Source organism: Nocardiopsis sp. LDBS1602, from assembly GCF_035818715.1.
Taxonomy (GTDB): domain Bacteria; phylum Actinomycetota; class Actinomycetes; order Streptosporangiales; family Streptosporangiaceae; genus Nocardiopsis; species Nocardiopsis alba.
This window is the reverse complement of sequence record NZ_JAYLVW010000001.1, coordinates 67,729-82,100: the sequence shown is the minus strand read 5'-3', so window position 1 is coordinate 82,100 and position 14,372 is coordinate 67,729. Positions and strand designations below refer to the sequence as shown.

At 69.9% G+C, this 14,372-nt stretch carries 12 protein-coding genes and 1 pseudogene; 1 reads left to right on the top strand and 12 read right to left on the bottom strand.

Features of this window, described 5'->3' with window-relative positions:
- Positions 1-43: 43 nt before the first annotated feature.
- The 10 genes and pseudogenes from U9J66_RS00365 to U9J66_RS00320 all read right to left on the bottom strand — a co-directional run bounded on the left by U9J66_RS00365 (position 44) and on the right by U9J66_RS00320 (position 10,146).
- The gene (locus U9J66_RS00365) at positions 44-712 is read right to left on the bottom strand and encodes a maleylpyruvate isomerase family mycothiol-dependent enzyme (protein ID WP_041562037.1); all 669 of its coding nucleotides are present in this window, start codon (positions 710-712) and stop codon (positions 44-46) included.
- A gap of 76 nt (positions 713-788) precedes the next feature.
- Positions 789-1,448: pseudogene (locus U9J66_RS00360) on the bottom strand (lytic polysaccharide monooxygenase auxiliary activity family 9 protein); the annotation flags it as partial.
- 87 nt (positions 1,449-1,535) lie between these two features.
- On the bottom strand, positions 1,536-2,537 hold the full coding sequence (locus U9J66_RS00355; protein WP_326336622.1) for a glycoside hydrolase family 5 protein: 1,002 nt from the start codon (positions 2,535-2,537) through the stop codon (positions 1,536-1,538).
- A gap of 79 nt (positions 2,538-2,616) precedes the next feature.
- The gene (locus U9J66_RS00350; protein ID WP_161112272.1) at positions 2,617-3,999 is read right to left on the bottom strand and encodes a glycoside hydrolase family 6 protein; all 1,383 of its coding nucleotides are present in this window, start codon (positions 3,997-3,999) and stop codon (positions 2,617-2,619) included.
- Between the two features lie 340 nt (positions 4,000-4,339).
- Entirely contained in the window at positions 4,340-5,152 is an 813-nt protein-coding gene (locus tag U9J66_RS00345) for an IclR family transcriptional regulator (RefSeq protein WP_017535210.1), read from the bottom strand.
- A gap of 5 nt (positions 5,153-5,157) precedes the next feature.
- The gene (locus U9J66_RS00340) at positions 5,158-5,997 is read right to left on the bottom strand and encodes a carbohydrate ABC transporter permease (protein WP_017535209.1); all 840 of its coding nucleotides are present in this window, start codon (positions 5,995-5,997) and stop codon (positions 5,158-5,160) included.
- Positions 5,994-6,863, bottom strand: coding sequence for a carbohydrate ABC transporter permease (locus U9J66_RS00335; protein ID WP_014910452.1), 870 nt, complete (start codon positions 6,861-6,863; stop codon positions 5,994-5,996). Before U9J66_RS00335 ends, U9J66_RS00340 begins: the two co-directional genes overlap by 4 nt.
- 104 nt (positions 6,864-6,967) lie before the next feature.
- On the bottom strand, positions 6,968-8,266 hold the full coding sequence (locus U9J66_RS00330) for an extracellular solute-binding protein (protein ID WP_161112274.1): 1,299 nt from the start codon (positions 8,264-8,266) through the stop codon (positions 6,968-6,970).
- Between the two features lie 162 nt (positions 8,267-8,428).
- Positions 8,429-9,046, bottom strand: coding sequence for an FMN reductase (locus U9J66_RS00325; protein ID WP_014911478.1), 618 nt, complete (start codon positions 9,044-9,046; stop codon positions 8,429-8,431).
- Positions 9,043-10,146 (bottom strand): LLM class flavin-dependent oxidoreductase, encoded by a 1,104-nt coding sequence (locus U9J66_RS00320; RefSeq protein ID WP_014911891.1) that lies wholly within the window; start codon positions 10,144-10,146, stop codon positions 9,043-9,045. Before U9J66_RS00320 ends, U9J66_RS00325 begins: the two co-directional genes overlap by 4 nt.
- A gap of 261 nt (positions 10,147-10,407) precedes the next feature.
- On the opposite strand from U9J66_RS00320, the gene U9J66_RS00315 reads away from it, so the two are divergent.
- A complete protein-coding gene (locus U9J66_RS00315; protein ID WP_014909645.1) occupies positions 10,408-10,623 on the top strand; it encodes a hypothetical protein in 216 nt (71 codons plus the stop codon).
- 99 nt (positions 10,624-10,722) lie between these two features.
- Here U9J66_RS00315 and U9J66_RS00310 read toward each other — a convergent pair whose 3' ends face one another.
- Both U9J66_RS00310 and U9J66_RS00305 read right to left on the bottom strand, forming a co-directional pair.
- The gene (locus U9J66_RS00310; protein WP_326336621.1) at positions 10,723-11,154 is read right to left on the bottom strand and encodes an ADP-ribosylation/crystallin J1; all 432 of its coding nucleotides are present in this window, start codon (positions 11,152-11,154) and stop codon (positions 10,723-10,725) included.
- Between the two features lie 730 nt (positions 11,155-11,884).
- Positions 11,885-14,230 carry a serine/threonine protein kinase gene (locus U9J66_RS00305; RefSeq protein WP_326336620.1) on the bottom strand — a complete coding sequence of 782 codons (2,346 nt, stop codon included), beginning with the start codon at positions 14,228-14,230 and terminating at the stop codon, positions 11,885-11,887.
- Between the last annotated feature and the right edge of the window lie 142 nt (positions 14,231-14,372).

Sequence of the window (14,372 nt, the reverse complement as noted above, 5' to 3'; positions counted from 1 at the left end):
AGGGGCACGGTCCCCTCTCCGGCACGTCGTCCCCGGGTACCGGTCAGACCTCCAGGTCGATCTCGGGGGCGGGCAGGGAGGGCAGACGGCCCACCACGGCGGAGGGGTCGCCGCTCCAGTCCATCGCCCCGATCTGGGCGAGCGAACGTCGGCCGGTCACCGCGCGGGCCAGTTCGAAGACGGTCGCCTCCAGAGTGAGGTCGGCGCCCTCCCCCAGCGACCACGTGCGGTCCGTGTCGGTGGCCCGGACCCGCACCGAGGGCAGATCGGACGACCAGGCCAGGGCGAGGCCGCCCAGGACGAAGTCGGCGAGCTGATCGGCGTCCTCGGTCCGGGGCCCCATCCCCAGGGCGCCCCGGATGTCGTTCTCGTGGTGCCACACGTCCAGGGCCGGCAGGGCGTAGCGCCTCCGGCTCTGGGAACCGACCAGTTCGAGCAGGGCCGGGGTGTTCTCGGTCCACTCGGCGGCGATCTCGTCGAGACTCATGCCCGCTCGATCGGCGACCTGGCGGGCGGTCTCCTCGTCCCGGGTCGGAGGGGTCACGAGCCCCTGGACCACCTCGACGCAGAGCCCCGCCATGTGGGCGTAGGTCTGACGCACGTCCCAGGCCGGGCAGGCCGGGACGAGGGTGGTCCGCGCGCTCTCGTCGAGGGTTGCGGCCAGGGCGGCGAGGCGCTCCTGCCCGTTCCGATAGATGCGAAGGGTGTCCATCACATCAATTTACCTAACAGCGTTAGGGGAGGGGAGGCCGCCCCGTGGCTCGGATCGGCCTCCCCGGTCGTCACTCGAAGACGACGTCGGAGCAGTTGTAGAAGGCCTCGGGGCTGTCGGAGCGTTCCCAGACCGAGTAGACGACGTGGCGTCCCTCCCGGTCGGGGAGGTCCACGTCCCAGTAGTACTCGGCGCCCGCCACTCCCCCGCTGCGCAGCGGGGGGTCGACGACCTCGTCGATCAGCTCCAGGTCGTCCCAGTTCAACGGGGCGTTCGGGTCCCAGTCGTCCACCGTGACGTAGGTGTAGAAGGTCCCCGGGTGGGGCGCCCACGCGTTGTGGTGGAACTCCACCGTCGTGTTCGGCCGCAACGGGGTGGAGGGCCAGTCGGTACGGGCCGCGTTGAAGGCCGAGAACTGTTCGGTGGGACCGCACAGCTCTCCGTCGGCCACGAACTCCCGGTGCCGTCCGTCGGAATCGCCGATCAGGTTGCCGAACCAGTTCCAGAAGGCGTACTCGCCGCCCTCGTCGAGGGCGTCGGCGCAGGCGTCGTTGATGGGCTGGAGGGCGCCCCCGGACCCGCCCGCGATGGCGTCCTCATAGCAGGCGTAGGTCCGGGAGGCGGGGTAGGTGAAGGCCCCGTGGGCCTCGGCGGGGCTGGGCGCGGCGACGACGGCGTAGCCGACGACCAGGCCTCCGAGCGCCATGGTGGCGGTAAGGGTCTGACGTGATCGCACAGGTCTCTCCTCCTGTGTTCGTGGGGGGTGTGCCCGGCAGCGCACGGTACGCGGCCGGGGTTCTTACGTACGCGCGCGTGATCCGGGTCACCGCTCCGCGCCGTACACGGGGGCCCGCACCGAGGTCTCCACGATGCCGTCGGGCCCGTGGATGATCCGGTCGCCCCAGGGGGTCGGAGAGTCGACGTCGAAGTTCTCGACCATGTCCAGGTAGGCGACCTCGGCGCCGTTCCCGCTCCAGGACCAGCCGATGTACCCGAGACCGAGTCGTTCGGCGTGGCGCATGATGGCGTCCTCGTCCGGATCGCCGTCACTGTGGTCGAACCCGAACTCACCGATGACGAGGGGCAGACCGCGGTCGGTGAAGGACTCCAGGTAGTCGACGATCACCGACTCCTGTTCGTAGACGCCGTACATATGGATGGAGAACACGGTGTTGGCATGGGGGTCGGAGTCGAAGACCTCCTGGGCACCGTCGCGCATGGTGTGCGTCCAGTCCTGGCCCCAGTTCGGGGCGTCGACGACCAGGGTGTGGTCGAAACCGGCCGCGCGCAGGCGCCGGATCGCCTCCGAGGTCTCGGAGGCCCAGGAGGCGTTGGTCGCCTCGTCGTTGCCGAAGGGCTCGTTGGCGATGTTGACCAGGACGTGCTCCTCCTCTCCCTCGATCGCGTCCTGGATCCGCAGCCAGTGGTCGACGGCCTGCTCCAGCGTCGCGGCCTCGGGATCCTCCCCATAGCCGGTGGTGTCGTGCACCTCCAACATGCAGATGAGCAGGTTCTCCCTGCAGTCGGCGACGATCGCGGCGACCTCTTCGGCGCCGTTCTCCTGCCAGCGGTCGCCGCTGCTGAGGACCACTCGGACGGTGTTGGCTCCCAGAGAACCGATGTCGGCCAGGGCCCCGGTCTCGTGGGGGAACCAGGTGTGCGGGTGGCTGACCCCGCGGATGACGAAATCGTTCCCCGCCGCGTCGACGAGGCGCCCGTCGTCGACCCGGAACCCGCTGTCGGCGTGGGCGGGGACCGCGTGTGCGAACGGAGCGGTCGCGAGTGCGAGGGCCATGGCGAGGGCGGGTATCGGGCGTTGCTTCACGAGGGCTCCCTTCGGAAGGGGCGGCCCTGCCGGGCGCCCGCCGCCGGGGGACGGCGGGCGCCCGATCCGGGAGGGCCTCCTACTGGACGGGCGGGTGCGCGTTGGCCAGCAGCTCCTGGAACTGTGCGGAGAACCAGTGGCCGGAGACGGGCGCGTCGGGCAGGGCGCCGCTCATGTTGTGGTTGTTGCGGGGGTTCCCCTCATAGGTGGGGTCGCACATACGGTCGAACCCCTTGCCCTCGTCGTTGGGGATCTCGGTGCTGGAGCCGTCGGACTCGCCCGGGGGCTTCATCCACACGTAGGCGTCGATCCCCGGTTCGGGTGCGGTGGTCGGCCGCTCGCCGAGTCCGGCGCCGGCCTGGTTGCACCAGTTCCCGTACTGGATGCGGCGGTCGAAGCGGCCACCGTCGACGTAGGCGTCGACATCGGTGGTCGGTCCGGCCGAGACGGGCCTGTCGGGGCCGCCCCAACCGTTGCGGGAGGTGTCGATGAGCATTCCGATCCCCGGGTCGAACCCCTGGGAGACCAGCTCGACGCGCAGGGCCTGGGCGAAGGAGAGCTCGTCGACGTAGTTGTTCCAGTCCACCCAGGAGGACTGGCGCACCGGCGTTCCGTTGATGGTCTCGCCGATCGCGAAGTGCTCCTCCTTCAGGGCCGAGTAGTTGGCGGTGTTGGAGATGAACCCGTGCACGTCGTCGGGGGTGGCCCCGTTGGCGTTGGCGGCCTCGTGGAACAGCGCCGCGGAGGCGGCGAAGTTGTCCTCCCAGCCGATCCAGCCGTGGTGGCCGGCGTCCACGTAGTTGTAGACGTTGTCGATCGCGCCGAGCCGGGACAGCGCGTAGCCGACGCCGTTGACGTAGTTGCCGTTGGCCAGCATGACGTCGCACTCGGGGGTGGCGGTGTTGCGGGGGGACACATTGGTAATCAGATTGGGCAGCGAGTCGAGCTCGATCGTGGTGACGATCCGCAGGGAGGTGTCCTCGTAGTCGCTCAGGATGTCCGCGATCGGGTCGATGTACTCCGACTCGTAGCGGTCGATCTCCTCGGGGCCGAGCTCGCCGTTGGAGGCCAGAGCGGCGCAGTCGCGCCCCGGCAGGTTGTAGACGACCAGCTGGAAGACCAGCGGCTCTCCGGCGGCCTGGACGACCGCCTCGTCGAGGTGGTCGCGCAGACCCATGTCACCGGTGGTGGGGCTGTCGTTGCCCTCGATGGCGCTGATCCGGTCCAGCCAGACGCCGGTGGGCTGGTCCGCGACGGCCTCGCCACCGGGTTCGGCCGCGGCGTTGGCGGACCAGATCGGGTTCACGTAGACGTCGGCGCCCACGTACGGGTTGTCCACCCGCTCGTCGGCGGCGGTCGCCGGGGCGGAGGCGGTGAGTGCGGTGGTCACGCCCAGCAGGAGGGCGGAGGCCACGGCGAGCGCGCGCCGCGGCCGGGTCGGGTGTGCGTTGGTTCTGCTCATCTTCGTTTCCTCGCGTAGGGGGGTGCCAAGGAGGGTGAGCTTGCGAAGGGCGTCGCACGGGTCCTCGAGGGACCGGAAGGGGCGACGCGGTGTGCGGACTCGGCGGGGTGGGGACTCTCGCCGGTCCGTCGTGCACCGGTCGGTCGAGGTGCGGTCCGGTCTGCGAACCGGAGGGCGACCCACATTCGGGAGCGCTCCCATATTCGCTTCCCAGAAAGTTAACACCATTGAAATCCCGCTGCAACGGGTGATGAGAGGAAAACTCCACGAAGTCTCCGCCCGGCCCGGGGAGGCCCCTGCCCCCGTCACGTGACCGGGTACGATCGCCGCGCCGGACGGCCTACCGGGCCCCGCGTCCTCCGTCCGTGGGACCCGGTGCCCGCCCGCCCAACTCGGCCGACACCCGCGCCGCCACGGCCGCGACCTCCGGCCCGAGACGGCGCACCCTGGCCACCGGCAACCTGCCGGCCAGGGAGGAGACGCTGATCGCCGCCACGGGGTCACGGTTGTGGTCGAAGATCGGGGCGGCCACGCACCGTACCTCGGGCTCGTTCTCCCGGTCGTCGATGGCGTAGCCCCGCTCCCGCACCCGCCGCAGCTCCTCGGCGAGGACCCGGGGGTCGGTCACCGTCCTGGAGGTGACGGCCGGCAGACCGGCCGCCACCACGTCGGCCACCAGGTCCTCCGGACCGAACGCGAGGATCGCCCTCCCCACCGCCGTACGGTAGGCGGGCATCCGGGCCCCGATCCGCGAGGACATGCGCACGGTGGCGGTGTTCTCCACCTTGTCGATGTAGACGACGTCGTGACCGTCCAGCAGCACCAGATGGCAGGTGTGGCCGGTCGCGCGCATCAGACCCCGCAGATGCTCAGAGGCCACCGAACGCAGATCCAGATGGTCCAGGTAGGACTGCCACAACAACAGGGCCGCCGTCCCCACCCGGAACCGCCCGGTGCGCGGATCACGGGTGAGCAGGCCGTACTCCACCAGCGGCACGGAAAGACGCAGAACGGTGCTCTTGTGCACCCCCAGTTCCTCCGCCAGCTCGGTCAGACCGACACCGCCGCGTTCGGGCGGCGCGGAGCGGACCCGCTCCACCACGGCCAGCGCCCGGCGCAGCGACGCCGAGGAGTTGCGTCGGGGTTCGGGCACCGGGCTCACCCCTTGACCGCCCCGCCCAGGCCGTTGGCGAGCCTGCGCTGCACGAACAGGAAGAACACCAGGACGGGAAGGGTCATCAGGACCGAGCCCGCCATGATCCCGCCCCAGTCGTTCTCGTCCGGCTTGAACAGGGAGAGCAGGGCGATGGGCAGGGTCTGGTTCTCCTGCGCGGAGATGATGAAGGTGCGGGCGAACAGGAAGTCGTTCCACGTCATGATGAACGAGAAGATACTGCACGCCACCACGCCGGGGGCGACCAGTGGGAACAGCACCCTGGTGACGAAGGTGAGACTGCCGGCGCCGTCCAGCCAGGCCGCCTCCTCCAGCTCCTTGGGCACCGCCGCGACGAAGCTGCGCAGCATCCAGACCGCCAGGGGGATGGCGAACGCCGTGTGCACGAGCATGAGCGAGCCCAGCTGGTTGAGGCCGATCCCCGGAAGTCCGTACCCCAGGGTGCGCATGAGGAAGAACAGCGGGATGGTCAGCGCCTCGACCGGCACCATCTGCGCGGTCAGGATCATGATCAGCAGGGTCGTCCGCAGCCGGAACCGGTAGCGCGTGAGCGCCACCGCCGCCAGGAAGGCGCACAGGGTGGAGACGGTGACGACCACGACCGCCACCAGCAGACTGTTGAACAGGTACTGCCCGAATCCGTCGAGGAGCAGCACCCGACGGAACGACTCCAGGGTCGGTTCCAGGGTGTAGGGGGTGGGGTCTCCGGCCTCCAGGGCCGCGCGCGGTTTGAGCGCCGAGAGCACCATCCAGTAGAGCGGCAGGGCGACGACCAGGGCCACCAGCAGCCCGGCGGCGTCGCTCCCGAGCCTGCGGAGCGTCACAGTTCCTCCCCTTGACGGCGCAGAGCGCGCAGGTAGACGAGAGTGATCAGCAACAGGAGCAGGGTGGTGATCACTCCGATCGCCGAGCCCAGGCCGTACTGCCCGGAGGCGAACGCCTTCTGATACGCGTACACGTTGAGGACCAGGTTCTGGCCGGCGATACCGCCGCCCCCGGTCATGATGTAGATCTGGGTGAAGATCTTGAAGTCCCAGATGATGGACTGGATGGTGACGATGGCGACCGCCGGACGCAGCATCGGCAGCATCACCGACCAGGCGATCCGGGACGTGGAGGCGCCGTCCAGCCGGGCGGCCTCCAGCACCTCTTCGGGGATGGCCTTGATCCCCGCGTAGAGCGTGACCATCACGAACGGGAACGAGCACCACACCACCTGGGCCCCGACCAGCGCGAACGCCGACCACTTGTCGTAGGTCCAGGAATGTCCGGAGAAGTCGCCGAGGCCCAGCCAGGTCAGGGCCTGGTTCACCGGCCCCAGGGTGGGGTCGAACAGGTGCAGCCACACGGCGCTGCCGGTGACGGCGGGGGTCGCCCAGGCCCCCAGCGCGGCCAGGAAGAGCAGGGTGCGCACCCAGGGGGTGAGCCGGGTGGCCAGGACCGCCAGCGTGCCGCCCACGGCCAGGGTGCCGAGCACACAGGCCGCGGCGAAGCCGATCGTGTTGAGCAGCACCTCCCAGAACTGCGCGTCGGCCATCAGGGCGCGGTAGTTCGCCCAACCGACGAACTCCAGCGGCTCGGCGCCGGTGACCTGGGGCTGCCGGTAGTCGAAGAACGAGACCAGGATCAGCTGGTAGAGCGGATAGACCAGCATGACGCCCAGGACCAGCGCGGCCGGTACCAGGTACATCCAGGGTTCGATCCGGCGGCCGCGAGAACCCGGGGGCCGGCCGGTGGGGCGTCGTGTCGCTGGGGACGTGGGGGCGGGGGCGGGGGGTCTGACGTCCACGGGCCTCACCCTCTCCCGAACGCGTCGTCGAGGGCCCGGGCGGCCTCCTCGGCGGCCTGGTCGACCGTCGCGTTCCCGGCCGCCACCCGCTGCACCATGGTGGGCAGGACGCCCTCGGCGTCCACCGTCGCCCAGGCGCCGGTGACCGGCACGAAGCGGGTCCCGGCGTCGATGGTCTCGACGAACGGGGCGATCTCCTCGTCGGAGGCGGCCAGCTCCTCACGGACGTCGGTGTAGGCGGGGAGGTTCCCCATGGCCTCGTACATCTTCAGCTGGTACTCCTTGCCCGCCAGCAGTTTCACGAACTCCACCGCGAGGGTGCGGCGTTCGGTCCCGGCCAGGACACCGAGGTTGTTGCCTCCGGCGAAGGCCGGGGCGACGGTGCCGGGCTCGGTCCCTGGAAGGGGGACGACGGCGGCGTCCTCGGCGACGTCGCTGTCGTGCAGCGCGTTGAGGTTGAAGTTGCCGCCGATGGTCATGGCCGCGTTGCCCGCGAGGAAGTTCTGCACGGAGGCGTCCCCGGTCATCTGCGAACAGGTCTGTGGCGGACAGACGTCGTCGGAGAGGATGCTCCCGTACAGTTCCAGCCCCCGACGGGACTCGGCGGAGTCGATGGTGGCGGTGTAGGAGCCCTCGTGGAGCTCGGCGATGTCGCCGCCGTGCGCCCATACGAACGGCATCATCGCGTAGGTGTAGGCGCCGCCGGTGGAGATCCCGAGCATGGCCGGGTCGTGCTCGCGCACCGCGCGCGCGGTCTCCACGACCTCCTCCAGGGTCCCGGGCACCTCCAGGTCGAGCTCCTCCAGAACGTCGGTGCGGTAGAAGAGGGCGCGGGCCCCGAGGAACCAGGGCACCCCGTAGTCGACCCCTTCGACCCGGGCCGTTGCCGCGACGTCCTCGGAGACGTCCTCGTAGGGCTCCCAGCCGGCCAGGTCGTCGGTGATGTCCGCGAACCCCGCGGACTCGACGTAGCCGGCCAGGTCGGTGTTGCCGTACTCGGCGACGTCGGGGGCGGAGGCGGGGTCGAGGAAGGCGCCTTGGAAGCGCTCGGCCCGTGTCTCCACCGGGATGTACTGGACCTGGACGTCGACACCGTCGTGCGCGGCCTCGAACTCCGCGACGGCCTCGTCGACGACCCGTTCCTTCGGGGCCTGGTCGACCTCGGAGAACAACCAGACGCGGAGCGTTCCCTCCTTCTCGTCCACGCCGGAGGCGGCGCCGGGGGTCTGTAGTGGTGCGCAGGCGGTGATCAGGGCCGCGAGTCCGAGGAGCGCGCAGGCGCGCGCGGGGGCTGTGAGTCGCATCGGGACTCCCCAGGTCGGAGGCGGGCAGAGCGGTAACCGACTCATCGGTGGGATGACTCTAGGGAGACGCCCGAACGGGACATAAGGGAGTGCGCGCAAAGTTGTGCCCCGCACAACGCGGGGTGCGCAGTGCAGGGCACGGGGATACGGATCGGGGCCGGGTCAGGTCCCCAGACCGGACATCAGATCGGCGAAGGGCGTGGGCTCCTCGTAGGGGTCCTCGGTCTTCGCGGAGTGCTCGGTGGCCAGCAGCGCCAGCTGGCGGGCCGCCCGGGCGATGCGCTCGGACAGCTCACGACCGCCGCTCTCTCCCGCGCCCCAGTCCTCCGACGCGGCGTAGACGCCCGTGGGCACCACGACCGCGCGGCTGTAGGAGAACATGGGCCGCAGGGCGTGCTCCAGCACCAGGGAGTGGCGCGGGCTGCCGCCGGTGGCGGCGGCCAGGACCGGGGTGCCGTCCAAGGTCCCCGGCTCGACCACGTCGAAGAACGACTTGAACAGACCGCTGTAGGAGGCGTTGAAGACCGGGGTCACCGCGATGACCGCGTCGGCCTCGTCCATGTCCTTCAGGATCCCGGACAGGTCGCCGGTGGGCACCCGCGTGGTCATGGCGTTCATGATGTCGTGGGCGACCTCGCGCAGTTCCACGACACGGACGTCCACCGTCTCGCCCCGTTCGGCCAGGGCCTCCTCGGTGGCGTTGGTCAGTCGGTCGGCGAGCAGCCGGGTCGAGGAAGGGTTGCTCAGGCCGGCGGTGACGGTCACCAGCTTCCGGGTCATCGGTCGTCCTCCGTGTTCGTGGCGGCCCGCTCCTTGGCGGCCAGGAGCGAGGCGTGGGTGGGCGCGTCGGGAACGTGGTCGGGCTTCTTGGCGGCGAACTCCCGACGCAGGACCGGAACGACCTCCTCGCCCAGGATGTCGAGCTGCTCCAGCACGGTCTTGAGCGGCAGGCCCGCGTGGTCCATCAGGAAGAGCTGACGCTGGTAGTCGCCGAACGTCTCCCGGAAGCCCAGGGTACGGTCGATGACCTCCTGGGGGCTGCCCACGGTCAGCGGGGTCTCGCGGGTGAACTCCTCCAGGGAGGGGCCGCCGCCGTAGACCGGCGCGTTGTCGAAGTAGGGACGGAACTCCTTCACCGCGTCCTGGGAGTTCTTGCGCATGAACACCTGACCGCCCAGACCCACGATGGCCTGGTCCGCCCGACCGTGGCCGTAGTGCTCGAAACGGCGACGGTACAGGGAGATGAGCTTCCTGGTGTGGGTGGAGGGCCAGAAGATGTTGTTGTGGAAGAAGCCGTCACCGTAGTAGGCGGCCTGCTCCGCGATCTCCGGGCTGCGGATCGAACCGTGCCACACGAACGGGGGCACGTCGTCCATCGGGCGAGGCGTGGAGGTGAAGCCCTGCAACGGGGTACGGAACTTGCCCTCCCAGTCGACCACGTCCTCGCGCCAGAGCCGGTGCAGGAGGTTGTAGTTCTCCAGCGCCAGAGGGATGCCCTGACGGATGTCCTGACCGAACCAGGGGTAGACCGGGCCGGTGTTGCCGCGGCCCATCATCAGGTCCACCCGGCCGTCGGCCAGGTGCTGGAGCATCGCGTATTCCTCAGCCAAACGAACAGGGTCGTTGGTGGTGATCAGCGTGGTGGACGTGGACAGGATCAGCTTCTCGGTCCGGGCGGCGATGTAACCGAGCATGGTCGTGGGCGAGGAGGCCACGAACGGCGGGTTGTGGTGCTCGCCGGTGGCGAAGACGTCCAGGCCCACCTCCTCGGCCTTCAGCGCGATGGCGACCATCGCCTTGATGCGCTCACGCTCGGTGGGCGTACGCCCCGTGGTGGGGTCGGTCGTGACGTCACTGACCGTGAAGATTCCGAACTGCATGGCCGTTCCCCGATCGAAGTAGCTTCCCAGGAAAATGTTTTCTCCGAAACTATCATGCGGAACCCAGGACGCAAGCCGGTTATTCCTCCGCGCCCCGGAGAGCCCGTGTTCATCCACAGGCACGCTCCGTATCCACCGAATGTCACTCTGACGTGTTATCTCTGGTAGGGCAGGCACCGACACCGTCACGTGGGCCGGCAGAGGCCGAACGAGCGAGGAAAAGGAGGAGGGCGCGGCGTCCAGAGCCCGCCCGACACCCCCATGGCCACAACCCTCGAACCCCGACGGAAGCCCCACCACCCCACCCCTCACCCGCGCGAGGCCGAGCCGAGGCCGCTGATCCCGGCCCCGCGTCCCCCGACGAGCGCCGACCGCGCCCGCGAGGCCGCACGGCGCGAACCGGTCGTGCTCGCCGACGCGCTGGGAGAGGTCCTGGACACCCTTCTGGAACGTTCCCCGGAACCCGACAGACCATGACCCGCCGGTAGTCGAAGAGAGCACGGAAAGGGGCCGGTGTGCCTCGCGCACGCCGACCCCTCGACCGACCATGTCCCTCACGAGCGCGGACCGAGGCGGTCAGACCGATCGACGTCCCTTGTTCACCCCTTCACCCCGCGCGTACGCGCGCGAGGGCGGAGACGAACGACCCTCCGATCGGTCCCCGGGCAGGAAGGAGCGCACCGACTCGATCGGACCGCGCAGATGGGCGTTGAACTCCGGTGGTTCCTCCGCGGGCACCCACAACTCCAGGATGGTCCTTCCGCCCGCCCGCCTGACCGGATAACGGGAGACGAAGGAGGAGTCCACGTGGAAGCGGGTGACATGCCCCTCCCCGTCACGTGGCAGGTTCCACTCCCGCGCGATCCGAACGGCGCGGTCCCCGTTCAGGACGGGATAGAAGATCGGCTGCTCCGGAAGACGCGGCGGCCAGGCCCGCCGACCGGAATCCCCGACCAGCGCGAGTTCCTCGGGCCCGGTGGGGCGCCAGAGGGTGGTCGTGTCGGACATGGTCTCCTCCCGTCCTCATGGGTCGACCCATGAGCATGGGCGGCGCATGCCCCGTTCCACACCCGGTTTTTACCGGTGGACACGTGAATTCGTTCCAACGCGCGGGAACACCTGTCCCATACGAAGCGTTCTCACAGGTGAAGCACCCCGGACCGACCCCGACCCCGACCCACCCACCAAGGTCTGTGAGAGGCTTCGAACATCATCTTCGAGACCATGCGCGGGCGCGAGCGTTCGTGTCGGCAATGGGGGTTTCCGACACGATATCTTCGCCGCGCCCGCCTTCCCAGCGGCCAGACCGCACTCAGTGCGCAGGCCGCGCGGTCGGGTCCTACGTTGGGGGACGTGGGACCCGGCCAGACCTGGCGAATACGAGTGTCCGTGTCGTAAATGGGGGTTTCCGACACGGAGCCATCACCGTATTCGCTTCCCAGCGGCCCCACCGCACTCGGTGCGCGGGCCGCGTGGCCGGTTCCACGTTGGGGGACGTGGAATCCGGCCGGACCCGGCGGGGGTGCGCCTCAGGGCGCGCCCCCGCTTCGTCTTTCCCCGTCCCGAACCCTCTCCGCCCGGCGGTCCGAGGCCGCACGAGGTAGGCCGAAGAGCCCCCGATCGACCGCGCCCCGCCCGGACCGTTCACCGGCCGTGCGCGCACCGCTCCGATACCGGCCCTTCTCCGACCGTCACCACGGCGGAGAGAGGGACCTTCCCGGCCTTCGTACCGTCACGGTCAGGCCCGTTGGTGGAAGTCGATCAGGGTCACCGGACCGAACTCGACCTCGGACACCGTGTAGAACTCGCTCAGGTCCTCCCGGGACAGCACCTCGGACTCCTGGCAGGGGCCGTACGCGTAGGAGGGGATGGAGAAGCCGTCGTCATCGATCACCGATTCCCAGAAAAGGCCGCATGCCACCCTGCCGTCGTACTGCGTGATGCCGCCCATACCGCCTCTGGCCCCGTGCAGTCCTTCGAATCGTTCCGGGTCCCGGCTCGAGTCCTCCCTCAACGCCGCCACCTCCATCGCGTAATCGCAGTCCACGTCCCAACCGCTGGCCTGGACCTCCCACACCTTCTCCGCGTCCCGGTCCGCCGCCCAGCCCGGCAGACGCACGGTTCCACAGATCGGAGCCCGCACCACGGCCCAACCGAACCCGTCGTTCTCGGCCGCCCACACTTGAGGGTCCTCCAGCACCACCCCGCCACCGATCTCTTCGAAGTCGACCCGTGTCTCCCATCCGTCGCTCATGTACTCGGCCCAGATCGGTGCGCCTTCCTCGTCGAGCCCGACACGTCCGGTCGCCTCCCGCTCCACGAGTTCACCCGCCTCCAGAAGCTCCAGCACCGTGGAGCCCTCGTAGACCCTCTCCCGCCCTTCCACGGCCTCGACCTCCCCCGATCCGGCGAGAGTCCGCAGCGGCCCGGTGACCAGGGCGGGAGAAAGGATCTCCGCGCTCATCTCGACGTCGGATCCCAGGGGCCGGGACGAATTCCGCCACAGTCCGTGGTCCCCCTCCTCACCGAAGTCGAGGGAGATGGACTCACCATCCGTCCACAACTCCTGAGGCGAGTCCTGCCACAGTCCGAGGTCCTCCTCGTGTGACGCGTACACGTACAGTTCGCCCTGATGGGAGGCCACGGCCGTGGTGCCCGGGCCCATGGCCGCCCCCCGGATCAGGAAACTCTCCCCGTCCGCCGAGTACAGGTACTCCTCGGTCACCGTCTCGCCACCGTCCACCGGGGTGCGCTCCACCGTGGCGGTGAATCCGGCGCTCTCCTCCACCATCGTGGCGGCCGAGGCCACCAGGTCCGCGGGAGAGTCGCTCACCAGGTCGTAGACCACGAAACCGCCCGCCGCCACACCGGCCGCGGCGAGCGCGCCGGCACCGATCATCGCCGCCTTGGAGCCGGCCAGGCCGCCCAGGACACCGCCGGAGGAGGATCCCCCACCGAAAGCCCCGGCAGCGGCCCCCGACGACGCACCGGAGGCGACCGTGCCCCCGCTCCCGGCGGCCGTCGCGCCGGCGGCGGAGCCCGCGGCCCCTCCAGCCGTCGCGCCACCGGCCCCCACGACACCGCCCAGCGTTCCCACGGCCCCCAACCCGACGGCGGAGGCCCCGCCGAGCCAGGCCGCCCAGCGGGCCGGGTCGTGTCCGGCCGCGTCCACCCCGCGCCAGTAGTCGCGGAGCATGCGACGCAGGGTGTCGGCGGTCGACACCGGGCCCATGCCCCCCTCGTCGGATTCGGGCAGCAGAGCCTCGACCAGCTCCGCCGACGTCGGCCTCGACCCCGGATCCACCGACAACGAGGCCTCGACCAGTGCCCTCAGCTCTTCGGGCACCCCGGTGACGTCGTACTCCCCCGTGCTCACGCGGCGCGCCAGTTCATCGGCGTCGCCGGTGCCGAACGGAGCCCTCCGCGTGGCGGCCAACGTGACCAGCCCGCCCCAGGCGAACACGTCGGCGGCCGGATCGGCGGCGGCACCGGTGTAGCGTTCGGGCGCGGTCCACCCCGGCGTTCCATAGGAGGCCGAGGCATCCTCGGAACGTTCGGTGCCGATCTCGACCGCGATACCGAAGTCCACGAGTTTCGGCCCGTCCGGCGCCAGGATCACGTTGCCCGGTTTGACGTCGCGGTGGGCCACCCCCGCCGTGTGCAGGGCCGAGAGCCCCTCCGCCATACCCAGGGCGAACACGCGCAGCATCTCGCCCTCCAACGGACCGAACTCGCGCACATGGGCACGCAGGTCCCGACCGGGCACGTGGTCGAAGGCCAACCACGGCACCTCCGCCTCGGTGTCATGGGCGTGCAAACGAGCGGTACCGACCCCGTCGACCCGGGCCAACATCGCGACCTCGTGCGCGAAGGCCTCACGGAACTCGGGCCGTCGGGCGAAGCGGGCGTGCACGGTCTTGACCGCCACGCACCGGCCATAGGTGTCCAGGGCGCCGTAGACGGCGCCCATACCTCCGGCGCCGATCCTCCCCACCAATCGGTAGGGACCGATGTCGGTCGGGTCGTCCTCCTTCAACGGTGACAGCCCGACGGGCGGTTGGGCGAGCATAGGGGATGTGGACATCGGGGCCCTTCGAGGAGATGGGATGCGCGCGGTGAACGTCCGCTCGGAGCTTCTGACGCCCCGAGGGATCCGAAGGTTCTCGGGTCGGTCCACCGGCGGGGCGGGCGTCCGCGACGATACGATGCGCCTGCGTGAGAGGGGG